Annotated in this window: 26 protein-coding genes and 1 pseudogene; 20 read left to right on the forward strand and 7 right to left on the reverse strand. The window is 62.5% G+C overall.

Annotated features, from left to right (window positions below; genetic code table 11):
* The first annotated feature begins 475 nt into the window (after positions 1–475).
* Together RZE79_RS32465 and RZE79_RS32470 are read left to right on the forward strand one after the other, a co-directional pair.
* Complete coding sequence (locus RZE79_RS32465; protein ID WP_319362346.1) at positions 476–916, forward strand: helix-turn-helix transcriptional regulator; 441 nt, start codon at positions 476–478, stop codon at positions 914–916.
* 538 nt (positions 917–1,454) lie between these two features.
* On the forward strand, positions 1,455–1,976 hold the full coding sequence (locus RZE79_RS32470) for a hypothetical protein (RefSeq protein WP_319362347.1): 522 nt from the start codon (positions 1,455–1,457) through the stop codon (positions 1,974–1,976).
* Between the two features lie 158 nt (positions 1,977–2,134).
* Here the strand turns inward: RZE79_RS32470 and RZE79_RS32475 are convergent, their stop codons facing one another.
* Entirely contained in the window at positions 2,135–2,524 is a 390-nt protein-coding gene (locus RZE79_RS32475) for a hypothetical protein (protein WP_319362348.1), read from the reverse strand.
* A 399-nt stretch (positions 2,525–2,923) separates the two neighbouring features.
* Between RZE79_RS32475 and RZE79_RS32480 the strand changes: the two genes are divergently transcribed.
* The 3 genes from RZE79_RS32480 to RZE79_RS32490 all read left to right on the forward strand — a co-directional run bounded on the left by RZE79_RS32480 (position 2,924) and on the right by RZE79_RS32490 (position 5,432).
* Positions 2,924–3,523: an AbiEi antitoxin N-terminal domain-containing protein gene (locus RZE79_RS32480; protein ID WP_373696601.1), complete on the forward strand. Its 600-nt coding sequence runs from the start codon at positions 2,924–2,926 to the stop codon at positions 3,521–3,523.
* Positions 3,520–4,422 (forward strand): nucleotidyl transferase AbiEii/AbiGii toxin family protein, encoded by a 903-nt coding sequence (locus RZE79_RS32485; RefSeq protein WP_319362350.1) that lies wholly within the window; start codon positions 3,520–3,522, stop codon positions 4,420–4,422. The genes RZE79_RS32480 and RZE79_RS32485 overlap by 4 nt, the downstream gene beginning before the upstream one ends.
* A 581-nt stretch (positions 4,423–5,003) precedes the next feature.
* The gene (locus tag RZE79_RS32490; RefSeq protein ID WP_319362351.1) at positions 5,004–5,432 is read left to right on the forward strand and encodes a hypothetical protein; all 429 of its coding nucleotides are present in this window, start codon (positions 5,004–5,006) and stop codon (positions 5,430–5,432) included.
* A gap of 46 nt (positions 5,433–5,478) precedes the next feature.
* On the opposite strand, the gene RZE79_RS32495 is transcribed toward RZE79_RS32490, so the two are convergent.
* Positions 5,479–5,883 carry a hypothetical protein gene (locus RZE79_RS32495; RefSeq protein ID WP_319362352.1) on the reverse strand — a complete coding sequence of 135 codons (405 nt, stop codon included), beginning with the start codon at positions 5,881–5,883 and terminating at the stop codon, positions 5,479–5,481.
* 384 nt (positions 5,884–6,267) lie between these two features.
* On the opposite strand from RZE79_RS32495, the gene RZE79_RS32500 reads away from it, so the two are divergent.
* From RZE79_RS32500 to RZE79_RS32525, 6 genes are all read left to right on the forward strand, one after another.
* On the forward strand, positions 6,268–6,582 hold the full coding sequence (locus tag RZE79_RS32500) for a response regulator (RefSeq protein WP_319362353.1): 315 nt from the start codon (positions 6,268–6,270) through the stop codon (positions 6,580–6,582).
* 217 nt (positions 6,583–6,799) lie between these two features.
* Entirely contained in the window at positions 6,800–7,177 is a 378-nt protein-coding gene (locus RZE79_RS32505; RefSeq protein ID WP_319362354.1) for a hypothetical protein, read from the forward strand.
* 128 nt (positions 7,178–7,305) lie between these two features.
* The gene (locus RZE79_RS32510; RefSeq protein WP_319362355.1) at positions 7,306–8,232 is read left to right on the forward strand and encodes a Ku protein; all 927 of its coding nucleotides are present in this window, start codon (positions 7,306–7,308) and stop codon (positions 8,230–8,232) included.
* Between the two features lie 63 nt (positions 8,233–8,295).
* Positions 8,296–10,848, forward strand: a complete 2,553-nt coding sequence (ligD, locus tag RZE79_RS32515; protein ID WP_319362356.1) for a DNA ligase D — start codon at positions 8,296–8,298, stop codon at positions 10,846–10,848.
* Between the two features lie 236 nt (positions 10,849–11,084).
* Positions 11,085–11,321 carry a hypothetical protein gene (locus RZE79_RS32520; RefSeq protein ID WP_319362357.1) on the forward strand — a complete coding sequence of 79 codons (237 nt, stop codon included), beginning with the start codon at positions 11,085–11,087 and terminating at the stop codon, positions 11,319–11,321.
* A 227-nt stretch (positions 11,322–11,548) separates the two neighbouring features.
* Positions 11,549–11,902 (forward strand): hypothetical protein, encoded by a 354-nt coding sequence (locus tag RZE79_RS32525; RefSeq protein ID WP_319362358.1) that lies wholly within the window; start codon positions 11,549–11,551, stop codon positions 11,900–11,902.
* Positions 11,903–11,908: 6 nt separating this feature from the next.
* Here RZE79_RS32525 and RZE79_RS32530 read toward each other — a convergent pair whose 3' ends face one another.
* The gene (locus RZE79_RS32530) at positions 11,909–12,154 is read right to left on the reverse strand and encodes a hypothetical protein (protein WP_319362359.1); all 246 of its coding nucleotides are present in this window, start codon (positions 12,152–12,154) and stop codon (positions 11,909–11,911) included.
* A gap of 113 nt (positions 12,155–12,267) precedes the next feature.
* Between RZE79_RS32530 and RZE79_RS32535 the strand changes: the two genes are divergently transcribed.
* The 8 genes from RZE79_RS32535 (at position 12,268) to RZE79_RS32570 (ending at position 22,647) form a co-directional block, all read left to right on the forward strand.
* Complete coding sequence (locus RZE79_RS32535; protein ID WP_319362360.1) at positions 12,268–13,200, forward strand: Ku protein; 933 nt, start codon at positions 12,268–12,270, stop codon at positions 13,198–13,200.
* The gene (locus tag RZE79_RS32540) at positions 13,197–14,042 is read left to right on the forward strand and encodes a tetratricopeptide repeat protein (RefSeq protein WP_319362361.1); all 846 of its coding nucleotides are present in this window, start codon (positions 13,197–13,199) and stop codon (positions 14,040–14,042) included. The genes RZE79_RS32535 and RZE79_RS32540 overlap by 4 nt, the downstream gene beginning before the upstream one ends.
* Before the next feature lie 77 nt (positions 14,043–14,119).
* On the forward strand, positions 14,120–14,440 hold the full coding sequence (locus tag RZE79_RS32545) for a hypothetical protein (RefSeq protein WP_319362362.1): 321 nt from the start codon (positions 14,120–14,122) through the stop codon (positions 14,438–14,440).
* Between the two features lie 536 nt (positions 14,441–14,976).
* Positions 14,977–17,481, forward strand: a complete 2,505-nt coding sequence (locus tag RZE79_RS32550; RefSeq protein WP_319362363.1) for a type VI secretion system Vgr family protein — start codon at positions 14,977–14,979, stop codon at positions 17,479–17,481.
* A 19-nt stretch (positions 17,482–17,500) separates the two neighbouring features.
* Positions 17,501–18,493, forward strand: coding sequence for a DUF4123 domain-containing protein (locus tag RZE79_RS32555; protein WP_319362364.1), 993 nt, complete (start codon positions 17,501–17,503; stop codon positions 18,491–18,493).
* Positions 18,494–18,499: 6 nt separating this feature from the next.
* Complete coding sequence (locus RZE79_RS32560) at positions 18,500–21,280, forward strand: T6SS effector BTH_I2691 family protein (protein WP_319362365.1); 2,781 nt, start codon at positions 18,500–18,502, stop codon at positions 21,278–21,280.
* Complete coding sequence (locus RZE79_RS32565; protein WP_319361409.1) at positions 21,277–22,014, forward strand: putative type VI secretion system effector; 738 nt, start codon at positions 21,277–21,279, stop codon at positions 22,012–22,014. The genes RZE79_RS32560 and RZE79_RS32565 overlap by 4 nt, the downstream gene beginning before the upstream one ends.
* 132 nt (positions 22,015–22,146) lie before the next feature.
* Positions 22,147–22,647 carry a pentapeptide repeat-containing protein gene (locus RZE79_RS32570; RefSeq protein WP_319361411.1) on the forward strand — a complete coding sequence of 167 codons (501 nt, stop codon included), beginning with the start codon at positions 22,147–22,149 and terminating at the stop codon, positions 22,645–22,647.
* A 37-nt stretch (positions 22,648–22,684) separates the two neighbouring features.
* On the opposite strand, the gene RZE79_RS32575 is transcribed toward RZE79_RS32570, so the two are convergent.
* Positions 22,685–22,918: a hypothetical protein gene (locus tag RZE79_RS32575; RefSeq protein ID WP_319361412.1), complete on the reverse strand. Its 234-nt coding sequence runs from the start codon at positions 22,916–22,918 to the stop codon at positions 22,685–22,687.
* Positions 22,919–23,087: 169 nt separating this feature from the next.
* Between RZE79_RS32575 and RZE79_RS34810 the strand changes: the two are divergent.
* A pseudogene (locus RZE79_RS34810) lies at positions 23,088–23,189 on the forward strand (EAL domain-containing protein); the annotation flags it as partial.
* 134 nt (positions 23,190–23,323) lie between these two features.
* Here RZE79_RS34810 and RZE79_RS32585 read toward each other — a convergent pair.
* From RZE79_RS32585 to RZE79_RS32595, 3 genes are read right to left on the reverse strand one after another with little or no spacing between them, the layout of a single operon-like run.
* Complete coding sequence (locus RZE79_RS32585; RefSeq protein ID WP_319361414.1) at positions 23,324–23,668, reverse strand: nuclear transport factor 2 family protein; 345 nt, start codon at positions 23,666–23,668, stop codon at positions 23,324–23,326.
* 3 nt (positions 23,669–23,671) lie between these two features.
* Entirely contained in the window at positions 23,672–24,517 is an 846-nt protein-coding gene (locus RZE79_RS32590; RefSeq protein ID WP_319361416.1) for a fumarylacetoacetate hydrolase family protein, read from the reverse strand.
* 32 nt (positions 24,518–24,549) lie between these two features.
* Positions 24,550–25,302 carry an IclR family transcriptional regulator C-terminal domain-containing protein gene (locus tag RZE79_RS32595; RefSeq protein ID WP_319361417.1) on the reverse strand — a complete coding sequence of 251 codons (753 nt, stop codon included), beginning with the start codon at positions 25,300–25,302 and terminating at the stop codon, positions 24,550–24,552.
* Positions 25,303–25,311: the final 9 nt, after the last annotated feature.

A 25,311-nucleotide genomic window follows, 5' to 3' on the forward strand; every position in this document is an offset into this window, starting at 1 on the left:
TACCTGCCCATGAGCAGGCCCATCGCGGGGTCGGGCATGTCGATGCGATGCTTGAGGCGCCACCGGAGACTGCGATGAATGCAACGACGGGCCTTTCGTGCAGCCCGTTCATTTGCTCACTGTCGCCGATCTGGTTCGCTCTGGCTCGTCGCAAGGCGAAGGACATTGCGCGATATCGCTCAAAGAAGATTTGCCAGCCCTTTGAAGCGTGGAGGTGCCCTCGGCCCACCGTGAGTGGAAATGTACGATTTTCCGGTCCGCAGGACCAACACCATGGAGCTGCTCATCGAGCAGCTCCTTGAACAGTTCGTTCGACCCGTTGCGTGCTGCACCCTTTGGAAAAGCCAGCAGCAAATCACGTTTGATGTTGGCTGATTCGGCCCATTGCGCATGGATGAGCCCTGGACCCATTGCATAGAACCAACCCAGGTTTTATCTATTTCCTCCCATTTGCCGATACCTGCACAATACAAGGATGCCAAACATCGCATCCATCCTCAAAGCCGAAATCTCCCGCGTCGCCCGCAAGGAGGTCCGCACAGAGATCGAAACGCTCAAGAAAGCATCGACGCAGTACCGCAGTGCGATTGCCGCGCTGCGTCGCCAGGTCGACAGCGTGGAGAAAGAGCTCAAGCGGGTCAGCAAGGGAGCCGGACGCACGCGATCAGAACCAACCCCGACGCAGGCGAGCGAGCAAGCGCCTGCGCGCCGCTTCAGTGCGACGCGCCTGGCCGCGCATCGCAGCAAGCTCGGACTGTCCGCTGCGGCTTATGGATCGCTGATAGGCGTTTCCGGCCAGACGATCTATCACTGGGAGCAGGGCAAGGCGCGACCGCGCGCTCCGCAGCTCCAGGCGCTGGCTGGCGTGCGGGCCATGGGCAAGCGGGAGGTGCAGGAACACCTGAGCGCGGCGTAGCAGTGCCCAGCTCGGCCCGAGTGCGCCGCGTGCCTGGCTTTCGTCGCGCATCTGGGAAAAAGTCCCGGTAGTTCGGTGGCTTCACGGGCTTGACGTTCACACGAGCGGCCAGAGCGAAACGCTTGCGCGGGTCCGCTTCATGGTGCGCTTTACCGCAGTGCGGTGCAGCCGCCCAAGCGCCCTACCGGCCCCGGCAGCCGGGCGCCTGCAGCGGTTGCTGAGGGCGGACGACAAGATCGACGCACTCTCGGGCAGCTCTGCAGCGCCTGCTGTCCGGGCACGGGCAGGCACCTCGCTTGCCGGCAGTGAAGAACGAGCGCGCGCGGAACATGTCTGCATGCCTTTTCCTTCTCTTCGCGGTTCCGGCCATGACCATGTTCCAGCATGCCCCCCAGAGCCCCCAATCCGGCCCTTGTGATCGTCTGGTTTTGGCGGATGGCCGAGAGTCAACTCGGTCGTCCTGCGCAAAGCTCCGAAATTTTCGTGACCGCCGAAGATTGAGCAAAGCAGCCCTCCGGCCCTGAAGCAGGACCGAACCATGAACACCACCTCTATCTCCGCCAGCGATGTCCCACTGAACGTGCAGGGTCTGCCGACGCTCTACGGGTCCCAGGGAAGCTGGTGTGCCTGGGTGACAGCCTTGCCGTTGCCACATACCGCGAGATTTCGCGGCGCAACCGCACGGGCGGCATCGCCAGGCTACGCCAAGGCCGACAGGATCGCCGAAACCGGCGGGGTGATCGTCTACCTCGAGAACGACGACGGATCCGGCGGTGCGCCCGATGCGGTGATGATCGAAGCAGCACGCCGGCTGCTCGAAAACGATGCGGTTCTTTCCCGCGCAGTGCTGGACGCCATCCTGGCCGATCTGCCGTCTCTGCGCGCCATCGAGAACGCGACCGTCCTGGCTGACGATGTGTTCCGACTGCCCGAGCGCTGGGATGAGGACACGCTGCTGCCCTTGGTTCGGCTCAACAGCATCAATCTATACCCCGTGCCCAGTGGGCCTTATATTGGTCTGGACTTTAGCTGCGCCTGGGAGGACGAGCATGGTTACTGATGATGGCAGGCACCGAGGTGGTGGAAACAGGCGGCGCTGAGGTCGGCGCGCTGGCCTGGATCGCTGCGCAGCACGCGCAAACTCGGCAATCGCAGTGATGGCGAGGCTGTACGGCAGGAGGGCGCGGGTTGCCCACCGATGCGCCCGGTGGGCCGGACTCAAGGACCGTTGGCTTCCCCGCCGGGCAGTTGGAAGGAGTCCGGTCCCGGGAAGCGCTTTTCAGGCTTGGGAATCGGGCGCTTGTGAAGCGAGGCGAAGCTGATGCAGCATGCGGCCCCGATCACGGGGATGAGCCACACCAGAGCCAACTGGAGCTTGCGTTGCAGCGGCGAATAAAAATCGCTGCGCCATACAACGACCGTTGCCATCACATTGCCTGCGAGCACTGCGATGGCAATGAAGGCGAGTATGACGTACGTGTGTCTAGGCAATGTGGCCTCTCCAAGAGTTCTTTGGGGAATGTAGCCAGCGGTGCATCCCGGCGTCAACCAGTCGGCCTGACCTGACACATGGCGGAACATGAGCCGCGATGGCACAGTCGCGGTCATGACTGCTCAGCGCCTGGAGTGGGGCAGAGGTGCCGCAGCGGTCCGCCGTGCCGGTGTATGCGGATGTCGCGCGTCCATTCGCGCCGACCTGCTGCTGGCGCAGGTGGCTGGAACTTCCCCATGCAAGCAAGCGCACCACCGCGCTTCCCCGGGATGCATCCCCGGATGCCGCACCGATGCAAAACGCGGCCACGGCATCTGGCAAGCGGTGATACGCCAGCCAGCACCGCGTCTTCGGTAGCCGAGGATGAAATACCCCGGCACGATCGAGCCGAACCTTCGTCACCTTCGCCGGCACACGGACTTCACGCGCGCCATGGGTGTGATTTCGGCCTTGTTCGGCGGTTTAAAAAACGCATCACTTGAGAATAAGTAATGTGTATATTAAAATTCGCAAGCGTGAACCAGTCCGACCACATCCTTGACCTTGCCCGCCGCCTTCGCGTGCTGCGCGCAGCAGATGTGCGGGAGCGCGGCTGGTCAGCGCAACTGCTGATCAGCCTGCAGCAAGCCGGCAAGCTGCAACGGGTAGCCCGGGGCCTATACAGCCTGCCGGATGCTGAAATAACCGAGCACCAGACGCTGATCGAGGTGTGTCAACGCGTGCCCAAGGCTGTACTGTTTCTGCTAAGCGCGCTGCAGTTCCACGGCATTGGCACCCAAATGCCCCATGAGGTATGGGTGGCACTGCCGGAGGCCACACAGGCCCCTGTGCTGGACTATCCCACGCTGCGTATCGCGCGTCTGCGAGGCCGAGCTTATTCCGAAGGCATCCAGACCGTGACCGAGCACGGTGCACCGATCCGCGTCTACAACGTCGCCAAGACAGTGACAGACTGCTTCAAGTTTCGCAACAAGATCGGCCTCGACGTCGCCTTGGAGGCGCTCAAGGAATCCTGGCGGGGCCGCAAGGTCACCATGTCCGAGCTGAACCACTTTGCAAAGATCAACCGGGTGGAGCGTGTGATGCAGCCTTACCTTGAAGCGGTGGCCGCATGAGTGCAAATCTATCAGCCTCCGTGCTTGGGCGACTGCTGATGCTGGCCAAACAGCGGGGCGATGACTACAGCCTGCTGCTCAACCGCTTTGCATTAGAGCGCCTGCTTCTGCGCATCAGCATCTCACCGCACGCCGACCGGTTTTTGCTCAAAGGCGCTCTACTCTTCACACTTTGGTACGACGATGCGCACCGCCCGACAAGGGACGCCGACTTGTTGGGGTTTGGCGCCGCAGACGAAGCGAACCTGATCGCCACTTTCCGCGATATCGCTGCGCTGGACTTGGCTGACGGCATCGTGTTTGATCCCGAGTCAGTCCAAGCGGATGCTATTCGCGAAGACAACAGCTACGGCGGTACCCGCATCAAGCTGGGGGCACGTATCGGCTCCGCGCGCTGTGCATTGCAAGTTGATGTGGGATTTGGCGACGCAGTGACGCCGGAGCCGCAAATCGTCAGCTATCCCACCCTGTTGAAAGACTTCCAAGGCCCGAGACTGCGGGTCTACCCGGTGTACACGGTGATCGCCGAGAAATACCAAGCCATGGTGGCGCTGGGTCAAGCAAACAGCCGCATGAAAGACTTTTACGATCTAGCGGTGATCGCACGGCGCACAGAGCTCGATGGCGCAACCCTGACCGCCGCCATCGCCGCCACCTTTTCAAGACGTCAGACGCCGCTCCCGACCGAGCATCCGCTCGCCCTTACCAGGCAGTTCGGTGAAGACCCCGCAAAGCTGAAGCAGTGGCAGGCCTTCCTGAATAAGAACCGTGTTGCCGCCGGCAGCTTGGTCGAGACGCTTGCACTGCTGAACTTGCTGCTATGGCCGCCTACGGAGGCTGCCGCAGCAAACATTCGAACGACGAACACATGGCGCCCTGAATCCTTAAGCTGGGTTTGAATTCCAACCTATGCTCTCTCGAAATGATTCAGAGCCTTGACCCGCTCACTCAAGCCGCCGAGGCAAACGATACCGACGTAGAGGTGTGTGGCTGGAACGTTGTGGCGGTCGGGCGATAACCAGATATCTGATTGAAGCGGACTGCATTCGACTTATTCCGCCCATCGAGTATTCGAGGCCGCCAAGGGCCTTACCTTGGAGGACATTTGAAAGCCTAAGAGACAGCGGTTGACATCGAGGAAATTTTCCCTGAGCGGACTTTTTTCCCCCTGGCCTCTACCAGCGCCAACTGCTGTCCAGAGGCAGTTGGCGCCACGCGAATGAAATCTCGGGGCAGTGTGTGCGCCGATCCGCAAGAGATCGAAGAGACCGAGCACGCGGCGCGCAGCCAAGCCATGCGCCTCCTCACGCCCGACAAACTGTCATGAGTTCGTTGTTGATGGAAGATGCAGTTCCGCGTGTGAGCGTCGCGAGGCGGTCTATGGGCGCAAAGCCGGCCGCGGTCCCCCGATTTGGGCCCCATCCGATCCGTGTGTCGGGCACGGTCTGGCACACTGCAACGCTCACAAAAGGGCTGCAGGATGTCAACCTTCAAGGTCATTACTACCTCCGTATTCGTCGCTGCAATTCTCGGCGGTTGCGCGACCGTGCGCCAGCAAGATCTGGATGCCTGGGTCGGCGCGCCCGTGGAGGCGCTTGACACCCACCCTGTGTTTCTCACGATGCCGATGTACCGCGCGCAGACAGACGGCGGGGTCGAAACGCGCAACTACGTCAATGGCGAGAAGGTCGAGCAGTGCTTCACCAATGCAGGCGCGCGCAGAGGGGACAAGAAGTACGTGAGCCACACGGCATTCACCACCTGCTCGCAGAGCAGCATCGTCTGCAACAACATCTTCTACATCCAGGCCGGCAAGGTCATTCGCTACGCGCCGACTGGCGCCTGCTACACCGATGACACGGTGCGGCCGAAGGTCGGCTTTCTGCCAACGAAGCTCCCCGCGAATTAACGAGCACGCGGCCGACTCGTCTCCCTGCATTCGAGCGGAAAAGAGGCTAGTCGAGCCGGTAGAAGAACCGAAGAATCCAGGACATCTGGTCAGCGAGCATCGCGGCAACGAAGAACCGGTGAAAGTGCCTGCTGGCCGTCACGGATCCTGTGACGCAAAGCGCCAACAGGATCGGTGTGCGAACGAGGGACTTGAAGGCAAATTTCTCGAAGTGTGCTTCGCCCTTGATCACGGTATCGACGACGTCCAGCAGGAACGTTGTGCCCAGAAGGCCGAAGAACCACGCACGGTGGGCATGGAAATAGTCTTCGTAGCTTTCGTCGTCCCGCAAGCTGTCGGGAAACAGCACGGCGCACAGAAGGAACAGAGCCACCGCGTAGCTGACGATGAACGCGTAGGTCCCGAACGTCCAGGCTTGGATCCGAGCAATCGCGTCTTCTACGTCACGCACAGATACGCGCGTTTCCTTACGGCGTTCTACGGCGACAGTGTCTATGAACGATCGCATTTGGAAGCCGTTAGCAAGATCCTTGTTTGACTTACCGGGAGGATCCAAGCTTCAGTTCTTCATGACGCCCAGGCGCTCTCTGGATGGACCATCGCCGCGCAGGCTTTGGCGGCAGGACGTTTTGCGAAGGTCAACGACCTCGCCTCAACGGAGGGCGGGCCCGACTCCTCTGCAAGTGAGGCTTTTGGCCTACAAACGTTACGAAATCAGTCCCCTTATAACGGTGACGGTTCGATCTGGGACGCAACAACTCCGATATAGCGCCGGTGCGCAATCTGTAAATGCCGCTCTCAACTATCCTGGTCGAAGACAGCCATCAGAGAGAACTTGATTTCGGCACTGGCGGAACTGGCCGACGCCCAAGTCGTGGCCACCGCAGAGACGGCGGATGACGCTGCTGCCGTCCTGGACAGCCTCAAGGACACCTGGCAGTTGGCCGTCGTGGATCTCTGCTTGCGTGAGGGATCGGGCCTGACGGTTTTGCGCGCCTGCCAAGGGCGTCGGGCGCATCAACGGGTGGTGGTACTGACGAATTACCCCACTGTGGAAATGCGGCGGCGCAGTCTGGAACTGGGTGCCGATGCGGTCTTTGATAAGTCACGAGAACTCGAGCTGTTCTTCGAGTGGTGCCAACCGTCCTGACAAGCTTCAGGTACGGGGCTGGCCCTGGCTCGCGTGTGATTGGGCGCGCGTCCGGCGAAACGGCGAACCGCAAAAAGATCTGGCGTTGTGGCTAGCGATTCGGCACTTCGCAAGTCCTCGCGATGGTGGCAAGGCGGGTCGGATTGCAGATGGCAGCGCTGGACTGTTTCCGCGCACACCGGCGAGAAACAGCCAGGCGCTCTATGGAGAAGCGAACATGGCGGTGAAAAAGCAAGGTGCGTTACGGCAAATCTCGGTGCACATCGAGGAGCCGAAATCCGGCGCGTTCGAATGGGTGCTCAGCGAGGCAGGCGATCCGGATGTCGGCACATGGACGCCGTTCCAGCGCGCCCGCAGGCCTGCGAACACCTACAAGGCGGCGATGGCCGATGGCCTGGTCGCGCTCGAATCCATGATCGATGACCTGGACAACGGTCCCCGATCGAGCACGTCCCACGACACCCACCCCGAGCCTGACCGGGCGATGAAACGGGAACGGGCCAAGCGTGGAGCCCAAGCCACACCGAGCAAGGACCCACCAGAAGATTCGGCCGGGCGCAACCGTACGGCGTTCGGATTCGGCCTGATGCCGTAGCCCCCGCCAAAAGACCTGCATGTGCGCAATGTCCTCCCGGTAGCTTCGGTCGCGTCCCACATCGCTACGCGCAGGCCGGCGCAATGCTGCCAAGCATCTTCTCTCTCGCACGACCCCAAGGAAAGTCCATGGCAACAGGCAGTAGAACCCTCTGGAAAGGCGCGATCACCTTCGGCCTGGTCCATATCCCCGTGGGCTTGCACACGGCGAGCATCGAGCAAGGGGTGGACTTCGACTGGTTGGACAAGCGCACCATGGACCCGGTGGGCTACAAGCGCATCAACAAGAAGACGGGCAAGGAAATCGACAAGGAAAACATCGTCAAGGGTTTCGAATACGAGGACGGCAAGTACGTCGTGATCTCGCCCGATGAGATCGAAGCCGTGTATCCGCGCACGACCCAGACGATCGAGATCCAGCGCTTCATCGACGCCAACGAGATCCCCTTCGTCTACCTGGAGCGTCCGTACTATGTGGCGCCCATCAACAAGGGACAGAAGGTCTATGCGCTGCTGCGCGAAGTGCTGATCAAGTCCGGCAAGGTCGGCCTGGCCAAAGTGGTCATCGCGACCAAGCAGCACCTGGCCGTGCTGGTGCCGTCCGGCAAGGCGCTGGTGCTCAACCTGTTGCGATGGGGTGACGAGGTCAAGACGCTCGAAGGTCTCGACCTTCCCGCCGCTGGCGTCAAGGGTGCCAGCGTATCGGCCGCGGAAATGAAGATGGCGCAGCAACTCGTGGACGATATGTCGGGCAAATGGGATCCGGAGGATTTCAAGGACGAGTTCAAGCATGCGGTGATGAAAATCGTCCAGAAGAAGGTGAAGGCGGGCGACACCGAAACCGTGATCCAACCGGAAGAGGAAGCGCCGGACGAAGGCTCGAACGTGATCGACCTGTCCGAACTTCTCCAGCGCAGCCTCAAGGCAGGCAGTTCGGGCAAGGCAAAGGCTCCCGCGACCAAGAAGCGCAGCGCCAAGACGGCGGCCAAATCCGCCGCCAAGGCGCGAAAGACTGCTGCGAAGAAAACGCACGCTGCGGCCAAGAAGGTCGCATAGCCAACCGCAAGCCAGGCCGACCGCTTGGACAGCAAGGCGCAGCAGCTGGAGCAACGAGGACCGATGGCCAAGAGCGACGCGCTTTCCACGTACAAGTCCAAGCGGAATTTCGCCGTGACCGCGGAACCCGCCGATGGTGGCCGGCCGAGTCCCCAGGCGCTGTCTTTCGTCGTGCAAAAGCATGCGGCATCGCGGCTGCACTACGACTTCCGGCTCGAACTCGACGGGGTGATGGTTTCCTGGGCGGTGCCCAAAGGGCCGAGCTTCGATCCGAAAGAAAAGCGCATGGCCATCCACGTGGAGGACCATCCGATCTCCTACTCCTCCTTCGAAGGGACGATTCCGCCGAAGCAGTACGGCGCCGGGACGGTCATCGTCTGGGACAACGGCACCTGGGAGCCGGTTGGGGACCCACGCGCAGGCTTGGCCGCCGGCAAGCTGGTGTTCCGGCTTCACGGCCAGAAGCTCGAAGGCCTGTGGGAGCTGGTGAACATCTCCAAGGGCGGCGAGCGACAGGAGCCCTGGATCCTGTTCAAGAAGAAGGATGAATACGCGCGTGCGCATGCCGACTACGACGTCGTGACGGCGTTGCCCGACAGCGTGATCGCCAAGCCGATCAGGAAGCTGCGCCCCAGCGCCTCCACGGCGGGGGCTGCGTTGACGCGCACCGCGCCCGCCGAGATGCCCAAGCCGCTCGCCAGTGCGCGCGTGACGGCGCTGCCGGCTCAGATCAAGCCGCAACTGGCGACCCTGGCCGCAGGCGTTCCGTCGGTCGGCGAATGGCTCTACGAGATCAAGTTTGACGGCTACCGCCTGATGGCCCGGCTCGACAGGGGCAAGGTGGCCCTGCTGACGCGCGGTGGACACGACTGGGCGGCCAGGATGCCGACGCTGGTCGCCGAACTTCAGGCCTTGGCCCTTCGCTCGTCGTTCCTGGACGGCGAAATCGTGGTGCTGGGCTCCGGTGGTGCGCCGGATTTCAATGCCTTGCAGAACGCCTTCGATCGCGGCCGAGACACCGAAGACATCGTGTTCTTTGTCTTCGACGCGCCTTTCTTCGAAGGCCACGACCTGAGACAGGTGCCACTGCGCGATCGACGGCAACTGCTGCACGACTTCTTTGCAGAGAAAGCCAGCGAACACGTCAGGTTCAGTGCCAATTTCGAGGCCGACCCGACGTCCTTGCTCCGGTCTGCCTGCCAGATGGAGATGGAAGGCGTGATCGCCAAGCGCGCCGATGCGCCCTATGTTTCCCGCCGCAGCGAAACCTGGCTCAAGCTCAAATGCAAGCTGCGCCAGGAATTCGTGGTCTGCGGGTACACCGACCGCACCGACGAGGCCGACCAGGTCGGCAGCCTGCTGCTTGGTGTTCACGACGACGATGGCAAGCTGATCTCTGTCGGCAGTGTCGGCACCGGTTGGAGCAGCGATGAAGCTCGCGAAATCAAGCAGGAATTGCTGCCGCTGGCGGCCACCACAGCGCCTTTCGACAAGGGCGATACCAAGCCGGGGCGCTGGTCCAAGCGCAAGGCCGGCAGCGAGCGCTGGGTCAAACCGAAGTTGCTCGCAGAGGTCAGCTTCGCGGAATGGACGCCCGACGGGCAAATCCGCCACGCTTCGTTCATCGGATTGCGCGACGACAAGCCCGCCAAGGTCATCGTGCGGGAGCGGCCCAAGGCCGTCGGTGCGCCTGCCGCTGCGTCGTCCCGCCGCACGGCAGCCGGCTCGTCGAGCGCTTCGGTCACGGTGACCCACGGCGACCGGGTCATCGATGCCACCACAGGCATCACCAAACTGGATCTGGTGCGCTACTACGATTCCGTGGCCGAATTCATCCTGCCGCATCTCAAGGGACGCCCCTGCTCCCTGGTGCGCGGGCCGGCAGGCGTGACCGGACAGCTGTTCTTCCAGAAGCACGGTGAAAAGATCGGCATACCAGGCATCACCGAACTACCTGAGAACCTGTGGCCGGGCCATGCCTCGCTGCTCGAGATCGGCAACGCCAAGGCCCTTGCGGGCGCAGCCCAGATGAACGTGATCGAGTTTCACACGTGGAACTCGACGGCCAGAGCGATCAACAAGCCCGATCGCATGGTGTTCGACCTGGACCCCGGCGAAGGGACCACCTGGGGCCATATCCAGGAAGCGACAACGCTGGTGCGGGCGATGCTCGACGCCCTTGGCTTGAAGGCATGGCTCAAGACGAGCGGCGGCAAGGGACTGCATGTGGTTGTCCCCTTGGCGCCGCGATACGACTACGAGACCGTCAAGGGGTTCTCCCAGGCGATCGTGCAGCACATGGCTAGGACGATCCCGACGCGCTTCGTGGCCAAGAGCGGCCCGAGCAACCGCGTGGGGAAGCTCTTCGTCGACTACCTGCGCAACGGGCACGGCGCCACGACCGCCGCCGCGTTCTCGGCGCGCGCGCGCCCGGGCCTGGGCGTTTCGATGCCGGTCGCATGGGAAGACCTGGGCAGCCTCAAGAGCGGCTCGCAATGGAACGTTCGATCGGCGCGCGAACACCTGTCCTTCCAGAACGAGGATCCATGGATCGCCTATTGGAAAACGCGCCAGCCGCTGGCGCAGGCCATGAAGCGACTCGGCTATGAAAGGTGAGTGCTTGTCGCACGGCGAGGACCGATGCCTTCAGACGCGCTTGGCCTGCCGGCCACACCGGAGGGGACGGTTTGAGGATCCGTGTGCCAACCGCAGCAAAGGTCGCTGGACCGGCTGGGGGTTCTGGAATGGGCAGACGCCCCTTGCGAGGAGCTCCTGCCTCACCAACGAGTCACTTTGCCAGGCGCTGGATCCACCCCGATGAAAAGCTACCGATTGAATGAGGACAAGAAATCATGAAACTTGCACATCTCGCACTGACCGTGATCGAAGACCCGCTGCACGAGGGCCGCTATCACTGGCTGCTCCTGACGGCCCGCGGCGACACGGATCAGGTCCAGGAGTTCGGTGCCTCGGACCAGTCCTTTGCGTCTGCGCACGAAGCCTTCGAGGCCGGCGCCGCCCGGTGGCGACAGGAAATGTCCCAGGAGAACGAAGACGCCGATCCGGTCGGGGGTGGCCCCGTGGATTGACAAAAAAACTCGGCGCCAAGCCGGTCGGAAGAAATCTGCTGTGTGGCAGATCAGCCTCCCGCCCAGGGGCAAGCGTCCAGACCGATTGAATCTGTCGTGGCATCGGGCTGCGGATTGCCGGACAAGGCCCCTGTCTCACTCCAAGTTTTCCCGCCTTCCTACATGGCACGTGCCGTCGATGGGGAGCTTGAAGGCAATGGCCGGCACGGGTCGCACTGAGTGCCTCCATGCCTGTGACAGCATTCCTCGTCGAAGACAACAGGGTCATCCGCGACAACCTCATCCCCACGATCGAGAGTCTGTCGGACGCGCGCGTTGCCGGGGTCGCGGAGACGGAGGACGACGCGATGGCCTGGTTGATTTCGCACGATGGCCATTGGGAAGTCGCGGTGATCGATCTGTTCTTGCGCGAGGGCTCGGGACTGAACGTGGTCGATCGTTGCCGGCATCGTCAATCCCATCAGCGCGTCGTCATTCTTCCAATTACGCGACCGTCGAAATTCACCGGCAGGCTGAGCTGCTGGGTGCGGATGCGGTCTTCGACAAGTCGACGGAGATCGAAGGCCTGCTCGATTTTCTAGAAGAGCTCAATGGCCTTCCATAGGTGAAGGCGAGTCTTTCTGGCGCTCCAGCGTGGCTCTGCCGACAGGCGTGATCCGAAGCACCACGGCCACTTGTGGCGACTGAGCAGAACCTTCCCCGTTGGCGGTTGGCAACTCGACCTCGATCAGCCCCGCCGCCTGCAGAACCAGGACGTTGTTGATGTCGTTGAACGCCTCGACTCTGAGGGGGAACTCGGCTTTTTCGATCTTTCGCAGATAGTCCATCGGCATGGCGGCGGGGCTCTTGGCAGTGTGAATACAGACGGCGCCGCAATGTCGGATTTCGCCTCTTTTCGGCGGTCGAGAAAAGTGGCATGTTGATTTTGCCTCGCAAAGGAGCTGCCATGGCCACACCCCGCTCGATCGCTTCCCTCTCGCTCGGCTTCGGCCTGGTGTCGATCCCTGTGCGCCTGTACACCGCCACCGAGAGTTCGGCGGCCATTCATTTCAATCTCCTGTCCAAGGAAGGAACACGGGTGAAGCAGCAGTACGTCTCTGCGCTCAACCCGAAGAAGGTCATTCCCCGCGCGGAAATGGTCAAAGGCTACGAGTTCGACACGGACCGCTTCGTCATCTTCCAGCCAGAGGAGCTCAAGGCGCTGGAGGATGGCGCGAGCCATTTGATCGACATCGTGGCGTTCATTCCGGCCGACGCGGTCGATCCGATCTACTACGACAAGCCATATTTTCTTGCGCCGGACAAACGAGGCGGCAAGCCGTACAACCTGCTGAAGAAGGCGATGCTGACGAGCGGGCGCTGCGCCCTGGCGAAGTGGGCCTGGAAGTCCAAGCAGTACGTGGTCCAGGTGCGCGCCCAGGAGGATGGACTCGTCTTGCAGCAGTTGCTGTATGCACAAGAGGTGCGTTCCCTCCAGGACCTCGACATCGAGAAAATCGAACCCTCGGCCGCCGAACTGAAGCTGGCACTGCAGTTGATCGATCAGATCTCGCAGGACAGCTATGACCCGACCATGTTCGAGGACGAGGAGAAAAAGCGCATCCTGGCAGCCATCGACGCAAAGATTGCGGGCCAGGAAATTGTGGCGACGGAACATCCCGAGGACGGCACGTCTTCCGCACAGGTGATCGATCTGACACAGATGCTCATGGCCAGTCTCGACCGCAAGGGGGCCGGCGCGCCCAAGCAGCGCACGACGCCGGCCAAGGGCACGCAGGTGGTGACGCCCCTTCGCAAGCCAGTGGCCAAGGCCAAGCGCGCGCCCAAGGCCGGCCCCAGAACGGCCGCGCCGATGCCACGCACGAGAGCGAAGAAGTGAAAGCCTGGGAAGAATTTCCGCTGTCATTGCGAAAGGTGCTGAAGTCCTTCGGTCTGTCGCGCCACACGGTGCTCAAGCTGATCGAACTGGGTTTCGTCGCACCGGTGAAGGCGCATGACAAGGCCTGGAAGTTTTCCTTCCAGGACCTCGTGCTCCTGCGATCCGCACATGAACTGCGGACCGCACGCATCCCCACACGGCAGATCCTCAAGGCACTGCGTCAGCTTCGCGCGTCGATGCCCGAAGATCAGCCGTTGCAGGGCATGCGGATCACGTCCGAGGGGGACCGGGTGACCGTGCGCTTCGGAGACACACATTGGGAGCCTCAGACAGGGCAACTGCTGCTTGATCTTCAGATCACTCCTGGCGAAAGTCCTCTGCGCTTCTTTCCCTCCAGGTCTGCGCCGCATGTCAGCGAGGACGCGCTGGACGCGCGTTTTGCCGAGGCGGAAGGTCTGGAGGAAACCGCTCCCAGGATTGCCGAGGCGCTCTACAGAAGCATCTTGGCGGACGACCCGTCGTATGCCCACGCGTACCTGAATCTCGGCTTCATGCTCTGTGAGTCCGGCGAGTTCGAGGCGGCCGCTTCGCTTTACGAAAAAGGGTTGCAGTTCTGTCCCGACGATCCCCTGATGCACTTCAATCTCGCCGTCGCGCGCGAGGGCGTGGCGGACGTGGACGGCGCACTGGCGAGCTACGAGGAAGCCCTGCGGCTGCAACCGGACCTGCTTGATGCACACCGGAATGCGGCCTTGCTCTATGCCGACACCGGGCGAAAACAAATGGCGATTCGGCACTTCAGCGCGTTTCGCCGACTGCAGGCTGGCAAGCACACGACCTGAAGCGAGGAACCTGCGTTTCGCCGCTTGCTCAGGAACCCGATACCCGGCTTTGTGCACCCCGAGTCGCCGATGCCGCAATGCTCACGCTGGCTATCGAGCGGTTGCGACACGGCGGTGCAATTTCGTCCGACATGCAAGGATGTCCGCGCAACCACAAGATCTCCTATCTCAAGGAGGTCGAGATGAGAAATCGTGGTCGCCATTCCCCTGGCTCGCCTAACAGTGAGCTGATTGTTCTTGTCGTCATCGCTGTCTTGATCGGCACCATCGCACTCCTGCGCCTTGCGGTGGAGCGCGAACGTGAGGCCGGTCCAGCACAGTTCGATCTGTCGGCCTGGATCGCAGGTGGCGACCTGGAGTCCCGCCAGTCGACAGTTTCGAATTGGAGAAGAGAGTAGCCCCGGGGGCCTCGCTGCGTCTGTCTTGGCGCCGGAACATTGAACGTGCGGATTCTCGTTCGCGCCTTTCGCGGCGGGTCGCAAGTCCGTCCCGCCCTGATCGTCACGACGCCTCGCCGACCGGCTGCGCGCAGCATGCACAGGCATCCCCGCTGAATAGAAACAAGAAACCACCGGCCCGCGCGCAGGGGCAGGTCCGCGCTACACCGTTCGCCCGCGCGTCAGGAGGATCCTTGACGTGGAGGTCGCCGAAGCCTGAGCGGGCTTAGCAGTGCCCATCGTGGCCCGAGACTGGAGAACTTTTTTGTTAGAAATGGGCGGCGTTGTCGGATTCTCGGAAGTTTTTTGTGGCGCCGACTGCACATCACTTCGTTGGGAGGCAATTGCCAGCAACAGGGCCGTGTACGATTGCATTTGTGCCTGCAAAACTCGCGGGCCAGGGAGGACATCACAAGGCCACGAGCCGTTGCCTGGCATGGGCGACAGACTGATTCGGTCGAGGTTGTCCATGCACGTGATCAACGCCGGACAACACCATGGGCAGCCTTGCCAGTGTCTTCTCGTCTTCATACAGCCAAGGGCAACGCCTGCTCAGGCTGAGCTTCCCCCACGATGATGCGCCAAGTGCCACCGACCCCTATGGCCGGAGCAGCACCCCCACGGTGGTCATCGAACGTCTGGACGCCGAGGAAGGCCTTTCTCGCGACTTCAACTACACGCTGACCCTTCTGGCCGACAGCGCCGGCATTGCGCTCAAGGACATGCTTGGGAAATTGCTGGCCGTGTCATTGGTTCGCCCCGATGGCTCGCTGCGCTGGTTTACCGGCCATGTCTTCGAATTCGAGCTGACGGCTTCTGACGCCGGCGTCGCGACCTACCGCGCCGTCCTGCGTCCCTGGCTGTGGTTCACCACGCTGCGCATCAACAACCGCGTCTTTCGGGATCAGAGCCTGCGGCAAATCACTGCCGCGATTTTCGAGGACCACGGTGCATTGCCTCGCTGGGAATGGTGCGTGCGCGGCGACGATCCCCTCATCACCATGGCAGTGCAAGGCGCAGGCTGGGGTGAGAGCGATCACAGCTATCTTCATCGCCGCTGGGAGCAAGCCGGCTACAGCTATCACTGGGAACACACCGGGTACGGCCACACCCTTGTCGTCACGGACGACACGACCACGCAGTGCAAGCCCGTCGATGGTTCCCCACAGGTGCGCTTCCAGGCGAAGGGCGGACCGGCCGAGGAAGAAGGCATCCAGACCTTCTCTCCGCTGCGCGAGATCACCTCCGGCACCTTTTCGGCCAGCGCCTTCAACTTCAAGAGTCCCACGCCTCGCCACGCCCAGGTGCCCACCCTCAATCGCCAGGGAGAGGTTCCCCACCTGGACGTGCATGCGTACTCCGGCGCCTATGGTTTCAGGAAAGAAGACACCGGTGGCGATGCCTTTGTGCGCCTGCGCATGGAAGAGATCGAGGCTCGGGCCAAGCGCCAGGAGGCCGAAGGCAATCATCATGGTATCCAGTCGGGGCGCTGGTTCGAGCTGTGCGACCATTTCAGTTGCGATGGCCGTCCGGCCGAAGACAACCAGTATCTGGTCGTTGAAGCCCAACACGTCGCAACCAACAACTACCTCCAGCAGAACAGCCGGTCGGAATACCGCAACAGCTTCGTTGCCAGCCGACGCTCGGTCCCTTGGCGGCCCGGCCTGGGCTTGAACAGCCAGCCGCTGCGCGTCCTGGCTCCGCAAACAGCCACTGTGGTGGGCGATGGCGGCATGGGCGCTCTGGATATCGACGAGTACGGCCGCATCCTGATCCAGTACCACTGGGACAGGGAAGGCAAGTACAGCGCCCGGGTCCGGGTGTCCAGCAGCTGGGCGGGGGGGGAGATGGGCATGGTCTCCTGGCCCCGGGTGGGTTCGGAGGTCATCGTGCAGTGCCTGGACGGCAATGCGGACCATCCCCTGGTCACCGGCGTGGTCTACAACCAGGCCCACATGCCGCCGTGGACCGTGCCGGGCCAGAAGAGCCTGACGGGCATTCGCAGCCGAGAGCTACAGGGCGATGGGGGTAATCAACCGGGAGGCAGAAGCAACCACCTGATCCTGGACGATACGGACAAGCAGATCCAGGCCAAGCTGCGCAGTGACGAGCAAGCCAGCGAGCTGAGCCTGGGGCATATCGTTCGCATCGACAGCTCGCTGGGGCGCAAACACCAGGCGGGACAGGGGGCGGAACTGAGAACGGACGGACATGGGGCCATCCGGGCCGCCAGCGGGCTGCTCATCACCACGGAGGCCCGCCCGAACGCGCACGCCCACCTGACGGACATGGGGGAGACGGTCGCCAGGCTCACAGCCGCCAGGGACCTGCACGAGGGCCTGAGCGAAGCGGCAATGCAGGCCAAGGCGCATGAGGGCGGGGACTCGGATGCGGTCACCAAGGAGTTGAAGAAGCAAAACGACGAGGTCAAGGGAGCCGGTCCGGGCAACAGGGAGCAGGGGCAGTTCCCGGAATTCGAAACCCCGCATCTGACGATCGCCAGTCCGGCGGGAATCGAAGCGACCACGGCGCGTTCAGCGCACATCGCAGCCAGTGAGCACATCGCAACCACCAGCGCAAGCCACACGAGCATCGCGGCGGGCAAGAGCCTGCTGGTGAGTGCCAAGGAGGCGGTACGCATTGCGGCGGTCGAACAAGGGATGCGGCTGATCGCCGCCAATGCGGATATCGATATCCAGGCGCTGAAGGACAGCATCAACGTGCTGGCCAAGCTGAACATCAAGATGGACGCCCAGCGCATCACCATCACCGCCAAGGAAGAGATCATGATCAATGGCGGGACCAGCTATACGCGGTGGAACGCTGCGGGCATCGTGAGCGGGACCAGCGGTATGTGGCGCGAACATGCGGCGAGCCATTCCCTCGTTGGCCCCCACAGCGTGAATGCCGAAGGCCATCTTCCCGAGTCCAGGTACAAGGGGTGTGCCGTTGCAGCGCAATGTGCGTCGGCGTCGCAGTCGTCCACGGTGACCTTGGGTTGAGGTGCCAATGACATCCAATATGGCGACCTCGCCTGCCAACGTCGATGCCCTGGACAGGGCGTCGGTTCTGTCGACCCTGTCCGTGCAGGGGTGCATGGTCTTGCTGGATCCCGCGCTGCGTCCCATCGCAGAAGACCCTTTGTGGCCGGCGGGCGATCTCGAAGGGCCTGTTCCCATTTCGCTCGAGCATCCGCGGGTCGACCCCAGTGTCGTGCCGCAATTGCTGACCCTGTGCCCGAATGACGGCTTGCACGCCGGCGTGCTCGCGCACACGCTGGACGAGGCACAGGTCGATTGCGATCGGGAGTCATTGCGTCATGGCCGCGGCCGGCGAATCGGGGCCTGGTTGGTCACGACGGCCACGGCATCGGACGTGGGCACTCATCTGGGACGGGTCATGCTGCAGCGACACGGTCTCACAGGTGCACAGGTCTGGCTGCGGCTGCACGATCCGGCCGTGTTGTGGCTCATTTGGCCTGAACTTTCGCCGCAACAGCAGGCGGCCTTGCTGGGCCCCATCGAGGCGGCTTACCTGCTGGATCCACTCGGCCGGATCGAGGTGATTCGCCGTCCTGCCTCTGCGGCCATCGCACCCCACGGGCTCGAACTCACGCCGCAGCAATGGACCACCATCGACGCGACGAGCGCGGCGAACCAGGCCTTGAGGGATTGGTCAGCCATACCGCAGGGCACCTCGATTCGCGGGCATGCACAGGTGGCTTTGGAGGCGGCACGGCGCGCCGCATCGCTGGGATTTGGCGACACGAGCGACCAGTCGCACTTTGCACTGCGCGCATTGACGACCCACCCCCGGTTCGACCGCCACCCGTGGGTGGCGCAGCGGCTCGACGATCGAGCACCGGAGGACTATTTCAGCGGCTTGGTGGCCGATCTCGACGAAATGCAGTGGCAGCACATTGGCGCCGATCTCCATGCGAACGCGGTACCGCTCGGTGATGAGCCAGAGCGCCTGGCCGCGATGCAATGGCCGGCCCAAACTCCAAACCATTGATCATCCATGTCAGAAGTTGTTCCTGGCACTTGTGCCCAATGCAAGCCCTCCGGGCTGCCCATCCTGCCGGTGCGCTACACCGTCGTGCCCAAAGGCATCCATCCCACACTGCCTGGCTGGGCGGGAGGTGACCGTGTCAAGAGCGTCGCTCTTGGCGATGACTTCGAGTACGCCTTGCGCACGGTGCGCAGCGGCTATATCTACCTCTTCTACGATCACCATGCGCGCGGGCGGAACTACTGGGAGTGCTACATGGTGCATGCCGATGGCGGCCTGTCGCTGCAGCCCAGCCCCAAGGCGGCACACACGCCGCCGCCGGCGCGCAAGGAATGCAACCTCCAAAGCAACCCCGCCCACAAGCACTACTTCGTCATCGAACAAACCCACAAGTGTGGGACGGCATGGATCGCTTTCAGCGAGCACAAGTGGAGTGACGAGACGCTGGAGGACTACTCCTCCAGCAAGAAGCTGCGCGACAAGCGCATGCAGACGCTGCATCCCGCGGCAATGGTCGAAGGGGCCAAGCACAGCCACGGCGCCATTGCCACCAGTGCCACGCTGGAGGACGTCCTCGAATACTCCGGCCGCTTCAACACCGCCAAGCTGCCCTACAACACCGCGGTCGAAAATTTCACCAAGGAGGACGGCAGTTTCGAGGCGGCTTCGCTCGAGCAGATGAGCACGCGCTATCCGTGGGCGCTGCGCATGCAGATGGCGCAATCCACGGTCCAGCACATGCAAGGACGCGCCAGGATCGAGGGAGATAAGCCGGGGCAGCCCCATGTCCTGGCGCTGTGGGACGCCATGGGCATTGCGCACGAGCTCAACGGCTACCGCAGCGACGCGGCAGGCTGGATCAAGAGGTACGAAGCCGAACGTGCCCAGCAGATCTCCCTGACGTTCATCTACGCAGGACTGCAGAAGTCCCTGGAAAACCGGGCTCAAGTGCAGGCAGAAGAACATGTCCGCCGCGGGGTCGAGGGCGACAACGAAATCAGGGAGCAGATCCGGGAACTTGAAAAGCGGCAAGAGCGTCTTCCGCCCACCTGGAGCGACGATGGCTCCATCTACGACAGTGAGCGTCGCAGCATCCAGAATCAGCTGGACTTCCTGCGCTCGGTCGACAAGCAGATCACGGCCGCAGCGCCTGCCGTGGGGCAAGCCCTCGGCAGGCGAGCCGCCGCAGAAGCCTGGCCCAAGTACGCAGACCGCATCGACTATCCGGCGCTCAACACCTTCACGAATAATCTTCAGAAATTCCAGAACGACTCGGTCGCCCTGTGCGAGAGGCGAACCCGCCCGCTCGTGCAGTGGCTGGAGGCACCGCTTCTGGTCGACATGCTGAACGACTTCCACTGCAAGAACATCGAGGACGGGCTCCTGTTCGATGCCGCCGTCAGCGAGGCGATCTTTGGCATGGGCGCGTGTCAGACGGGAGCTGACAAGATCAACGCGTGGATCAGCGAAGGTAAAGCGACCACGGAGAGCAACCTGCTTTGGCGCGCCTTGGCGTTGAACCAGGACGACGTTCGAAAAGAACTCGACGAGGTCCTCGTCGAGGTCAGGAAGCACAAGGATGAGCAGACCTTGGCCTCGGCATTGACGTGGACCAACTACACGGCCAAGAGCCTCAAGGCCTTCGCAGACACCTACAAGAAAGCGCAGGGCGTCTTCGATGCCAACGACAAGGCCAACACTGCGCCTACCCCGACGGCTCCTAAAGGGGGAAACTATGTGTTCGGCGCGAGACTGCAGCCCGTCAGAATGCGAGGAACGGACAGGTTCGCTATCAGCATCGGCGACGCCGTCTTCAAGGCCTTCCGGATCGACAAGCTCGCGGACTTCGCCGCAGAAAAGATCATCCAGCACCTCTTCAGCATCCGGGCCTTCGTCAATCCAGCCGATTCGACCAACCTGATCATCAGCCAGGCGAGAAATGAAGCACTGCTGCGCGGGCAATTGCTCCAGCGTGTGCGAACCGCGCGCGCATTCATGGCCGCGGACACGCCCGAGATACGCAGTGCCCAGGCCGAGAGCCTGAGGGCGGAATGGGGGCGATTCAGAAACAGCGGCAGCAGTGACAGCGCCAGAGCGATCAAGGACGCGCGGCTCGCACTGGTGGTCGCGCTGATCGAGGGGGTCAACTTCGCCAAGCTGCTGGCCGAGTGCAAGACCAAGGGCGACACCAAGACCTACTGCACCCTGCTGGCGTCGGGTATGGCGATCACCAGTGCCATGTTCGACATCGCCGCGACGGTGGCCAAGAATCTGCCGAGCATGGGAAGCAGCAGTTGGACCTATCAGCACTTGAAGCTGTGGGGCGGTGTGCTCAGCGGTGCCGCTGGCATCGTCACCGGTGCCTTCGATCTGGCCGATGGCAGGAAGAATGCGGATCGCGGGTATCGGATGCTTGCGTTCTTGTACCTGGTCAAAGGCACTGCGGGGATGGCGTCGGGTGTCCTCACGCTCGCTGTCGCTTGCACGTATTCGGCACCGCTGGTGAGCCGGCTGGCGGGACAGGCAGCCATGGGCACGGCCGTACGCGCCGTGGGCGCGCGCGCCGCGGCGTTCGTGGGGCTGCGCATCGTCGGCATGGCACTGGGCGGCTGGATCACTGTGGGCTTGTTCGCCATCCAGTTGGTCATCTGGTGGGTGACGCCGGATGCGCTGCAGGTATGGCTCGACCATTCAGCGTTTGGAAAAGAACGTCAGAACGAGGGCTACAAGAGCGCTGAAGAGCAGGACAAGAAATTGCAAGAGGCCTTGGTAGAGATGGGATTCCAATGAACAAAAGTACGGCGCTGTCCGCAGCCCCCGGTCTTGTGACATTGAACGGTGTCATTCGCGATTACCGCAGCACGCGGGCTGGCGCAAGCTTTGTCTTTGATGACAGCGACAAGACCACGCTGGGCGTGGTGGCCGTCGCGGCGGCGGCGGTCGGACTCAGCGGGCAGGCCGTCTCCGCGGCGGCCAGCGCGACAAGCGCAGAAGAGGACGCGGACTATGTCGAATTCCAGCTTGATGGCCAGCAAATCAAAGGGTGGATGTGGCGCAGCCCTTTCAAGGAAGGCGACGAGGTACGGGTGGCGGCGCAGTGGTCAGGTCAGCACTACGAAGCCGTTGGTATCGCGCGGCCATCAGACCGCCTCATTGCGTTGTATCCGCACTGTTCCAGGAGCCCGCGCACGCATATCCGCAATGCGGTGAAGTGGTGGTTCATCGGGGTGACGTTGTGGCTTGCAGTCCTGGCGGCCGTCTGCCTCGCGGTCCTCGGGTTTGCCAACGGCGTGGACATGATTGCTTTCGGGTTTCCCTATGGCGCGCCGATTTCCTATGCCTTCTTCGGACTGATGACTTTCAGTCTCTCTCGCAAATGGATGCCTTTCGCTCGACTGACCGAGAAGGTCGGCCGAGCCCTGGGGCTTCCGAACCCTGAGGGCCTCAATCTCGTGAGGTCCGCCAAGGCACAACGCAAACCGGAAGATTCGGGCGAATATGGGACCTTCTACTTCCGGTACTGATCAGCAGGCGGGCCCTGCCTTTCTGGGCCGCGGCCTGCAAGTTGCGAGCGCCGAAGATCGCTCGCCACGTGAGCCGCAAGCAATACACGCATCTATCGAATCGATGGTCTCAGCAGGCACACCCGAGTCCTCATGAGCGCACAACAGATCATCATCGACCACGACCTCTGGCGCAAAGGTGCTGGTGGCGCTCCTGCAGGGCTAACCGGCCAAGCCGACAGCTTGGCCTACGCGGGTCTGGACCTCGACCTGGCTCAGTTCGCACGTAGCAGTTTTTCCGGCACGCGCTTTTCAGACACGAGCTTCAAAGAGGCCGGCTGGACGGGTTGCACGTTCGTAGGATGCACATTCACGCGCTGCAACTTCCAGTCGATCTCGATCCACGGCTGTAGCTTCTCCAACTGCAGCTTCAGCGCCAGTTCATTCGATCACACCCGTTTTGTGGACACCCGGTTCACCGAATGCAGGTGGGACGACCTGCGCTTTGACCGCAGTCACTGGGAGAATGTCCAGGTGCTCGATTGCACAGGCTCCAGAATTCGCGGCGACATGGTGAACGGTGAGCGGGTGGATTTCACTGGCAGTTGCTTCGAGCAGCTCGAATTCAGCAACGCCAGGATCAACAGCCGATAGTTGCTCGACGTGTTCGCGGCCAGCATCTGTCAAGGGCCTAATTCGAATCGTTGCACATGATGGCCTTGGCAATCGCCTTGTCCTCCCTGCCGACCAAGACATATGGCTCATCGAATTCGAGGAGGAGTTCCATGAACTGTGTGATGGGAAAATCCATGCGCCGTGGCTTTTTGGCCTGGCTTGCACGCTCTACCCGCTCAACAGGGATCGCTCCCCATGCGTAGCCGCTCAGGTTGCGTTCACGACGCTGGGCTATGAGTTGCCACGTCACGAACTCGAGGACTTTTTTGCGTTGACGTCATCGCTACATCAGGCCGAGTTGCATTGACCTTTCTTCGATAAAACGCATCTGCACATCTGGACGGTTCATTCCAGAAGACCACACTCTCTCACTTCAAGAAATCGCGCTCGTGTCTCAGTGGCCGGGCGTCATTTCCCTTGGACACGAACTCAATCTCAAGGTCATCGCCGAAGGTGTCGAGACCGAGGAGCAGCTGGAATTTCTGCACGCCAACGGCTGCGACGAAATGCAGGGCTATCTCCTCAGCCCCTGTACCACCCGCCGAACTTCCCGGCTTGATCAAAACACGTTTTGGCGTCGCGCATGCACGCCGAGGGCGTCACCAGGTCCCGCAGGCCAAGCTGTAGCCTGTTTCCACGACGCGGAGCGTCAGCATCACACAGCCACGGTTGATCGACGAACTCCCGTTCGCTCAACTGGGCGCCGCCAGCCAGCGTCGCGCAGTTCACCGCCCCGGCGCAGCTGTGCGCGCATTTCGCCGGAGAAGAGGGCGCAATTCGGCATGTGCGTCACCGCCAGCCGGTCGAAGCAAAAGCGCTGGTAGACAACTCGTCCCGAGGCCAGCCTGGCAATCAGGCTTTCACGCGAATCAGCGCTGCCGGTGGAATGCACGTAGCGCAGGTCGGGCGCCAGTAGTCTGCGCAACGCGTGCTTCTCGTCAGCGAGCATCGCTGCACGTCGCTCTTCCACCAACAGGAGGATCTGCGCGGTCTCGCGCACGGCTCACTCGTCGCAAATGCCGTTGCGCAGCACACCGATGGCGTCCACCTCGATCTCGCAGACATCGCCGGGCTTCATGAAGACCTGCGGCGTGCGCTTGTTGCCGACGCCGCCCGGCGTGCCGGTCACGATGACGTCACCAGGCGTGAGCGGGACGAACGTGGAGATGTAGGCGATCTGGCGCGGAATGCTGTGCACCATCATGTCGGTGGTGGCCCGCTGCATCTCCTGGCCGTTCAGGCGCGTGACGAGCGTCATCTTCTGGTCGGCGGCGATCTCGTCGGCCGTCACCATCCAGGGGCCGAAGCTGCCGGTGCGCCAGAAGTTCTTGCCCGGCGTCCACTGCGAGGTGTGAAGCTGCCAGTCGCGCACGCTGCCGTCGTTGTAGCAGCTGTAGCCGACGATGTGCGACCAGGCGTCGGCTTCGGCGATGTGGCGGCCGCCCTGGCCGATGACGATCGCGATCTCGCCTTCGTAGTCCAGGCGCTCGGAGGCGCGCGGGCGCACGATGTCTTCGCCGTGGGCCAGCTGCGAGTCGGCCACGCGCAGGAAGATCACGGGCTTTTCCGTCACCTCCTTGCCGGTCTCGCGAATGTGCTCGGCGTAGTTCAGGCCGATGCAGAAGATCTTGTCGGGGTTGGGAATCACCGGCAGCAGCCGGACCTCGGACAGGGGCAGCGTGGCCGTGGCGGCGGCCACCCTGGCGGCTGCTTGCGAGACGAGGTTCGCTGCGATGAATGTCTTCAGGTCCGGCGCACGATCGAAGATCGCGCGCAGGTCGACCACGCGGTCGCCCACCACGGCGCCGTAGCCGTCCTCGCCGTTGTGGTGATAGCTGATGAGTTTCATGGGAATTTCCTTGGGGGAGGGTTGGGATGGATCTAGGCCAACCGACCTCCGATGCGCGTCGTGGCCTCGGTGATCAGTCGGACCAACTTGTCAAGGTCGACGATCGCCAGGCGCGAGGTATCGAATACAAGGGAAATGGCAGCCCAGGCGCCGCCATCGGATTTCGGAATGGGCGCCGCCACCGCCGCCAGCTGCGGCTCCAGTTCGCCCTTGGACACGTAGTAGCCCGCCTTGCGGATGGCCGCGTAGTAGCGGCGAAACTCCGGCCACTCCGCGGGCAGCCCGCAGCCGACCAGCTCTTCGTGCCGCGTCTCGAAGACCTTCTTGAGCTGGGCCGGGCTGAAGGTGGACAGCAGCACCTTCGGCGCACCGCCGAGGAACAGCGGCCGCGGACGGCCCCGTCCGTAGGCCAGCTCGGCCGGCATGCCGCCCATCTCGCGGTGCGTGTCGAGCACCTGCATGCCGAACACGCCCGTCACCACGCAGTCGAAGCCCGTGGCCGCGACCAGCTCGCGAAGGATCGGCAGGCCGACCTTCAGCACCGGATCGGCGCGGCGGATGTAGTGGTCCAGCAGGATGATGCGCGGGCCCAGGGCGTAGTGCGAATCCTCCACGCGTTGCAGCAGGCCCGCCTGCAGCAGCAGGCGCACGTAGCGGTAGCTCGTGGGCAGCGAGACGTCGAGCGTCGTGGCGATGTCTTCCGCCGTGCGTGTCAGATGGGTGTCGTCGAAGAGGTCGAGCACGCCCAGCATGCGTTCCAGGCTCGACGTTGAAGATTCGGACACGGCAGTTCC

Source organism: Variovorax sp. EBFNA2 (assembly GCF_033802765.1).
GTDB lineage: Bacteria > Pseudomonadota > Gammaproteobacteria > Burkholderiales > Burkholderiaceae_C > Variovorax > Variovorax paradoxus_H.

What these genes read in the sequence shown, in the direction of transcription:
- RZE79_RS32570 (WP_319361411.1), top strand. Translation starts at nt 22,147, where the DNA reads ATGAGCGCACAACAGATCATCATCGACCACGACCTCTGGCGCAAAGGT.
- RZE79_RS32565 (WP_319361409.1), top strand. Translation starts at nt 21,277, where the DNA reads ATGAACAAAAGTACGGCGCTGTCCGCAGCCCCCGGTCTTGTGACATTG.
- RZE79_RS32535 (WP_319362360.1), top strand. Translation starts at nt 12,268, where the DNA reads ATGGCCACACCCCGCTCGATCGCTTCCCTCTCGCTCGGCTTCGGCCTG.
- RZE79_RS32530 (WP_319362359.1), bottom strand. Translation starts at nt 12,154, where the DNA reads ATGCCGATGGACTATCTGCGAAAGATCGAAAAAGCCGAGTTCCCCCTC.
- RZE79_RS32465 (WP_319362346.1), top strand. Translation starts at nt 476, where the DNA reads ATGCCAAACATCGCATCCATCCTCAAAGCCGAAATCTCCCGCGTCGCC.
- ligD (WP_319362356.1), top strand. Translation starts at nt 8,296, where the DNA reads ATGGCCAAGAGCGACGCGCTTTCCACGTACAAGTCCAAGCGGAATTTC.
- RZE79_RS32475 (WP_319362348.1), bottom strand. Translation starts at nt 2,524, where the DNA reads ATGACCGCGACTGTGCCATCGCGGCTCATGTTCCGCCATGTGTCAGGT.
- RZE79_RS32545 (WP_319362362.1), top strand. Translation starts at nt 14,120, where the DNA reads ATGCTCACGCTGGCTATCGAGCGGTTGCGACACGGCGGTGCAATTTCG.
- RZE79_RS32520 (WP_319362357.1), top strand. Translation starts at nt 11,085, where the DNA reads ATGAAACTTGCACATCTCGCACTGACCGTGATCGAAGACCCGCTGCAC.
- RZE79_RS32505 (WP_319362354.1), top strand. Translation starts at nt 6,800, where the DNA reads ATGGCGGTGAAAAAGCAAGGTGCGTTACGGCAAATCTCGGTGCACATC.
- RZE79_RS32590 (WP_319361416.1), bottom strand. Translation starts at nt 24,517, where the DNA reads ATGAAACTCATCAGCTATCACCACAACGGCGAGGACGGCTACGGCGCC.
- RZE79_RS32510 (WP_319362355.1), top strand. Translation starts at nt 7,306, where the DNA reads ATGGCAACAGGCAGTAGAACCCTCTGGAAAGGCGCGATCACCTTCGGC.
- RZE79_RS32550 (WP_319362363.1), top strand. Translation starts at nt 14,977, where the DNA reads ATGGGCAGCCTTGCCAGTGTCTTCTCGTCTTCATACAGCCAAGGGCAA.
- RZE79_RS32490 (WP_319362351.1), top strand. Translation starts at nt 5,004, where the DNA reads ATGTCAACCTTCAAGGTCATTACTACCTCCGTATTCGTCGCTGCAATT.
- RZE79_RS32525 (WP_319362358.1), top strand. Translation starts at nt 11,549, where the DNA reads ATGCCTGTGACAGCATTCCTCGTCGAAGACAACAGGGTCATCCGCGAC.
- RZE79_RS32560 (WP_319362365.1), top strand. Translation starts at nt 18,500, where the DNA reads ATGTCAGAAGTTGTTCCTGGCACTTGTGCCCAATGCAAGCCCTCCGGG.
- RZE79_RS32485 (WP_319362350.1), top strand. Translation starts at nt 3,520, where the DNA reads ATGAGTGCAAATCTATCAGCCTCCGTGCTTGGGCGACTGCTGATGCTG.
- RZE79_RS32555 (WP_319362364.1), top strand. Translation starts at nt 17,501, where the DNA reads ATGGCGACCTCGCCTGCCAACGTCGATGCCCTGGACAGGGCGTCGGTT.
- RZE79_RS32470 (WP_319362347.1), top strand. Translation starts at nt 1,455, where the DNA reads ATGAACACCACCTCTATCTCCGCCAGCGATGTCCCACTGAACGTGCAG.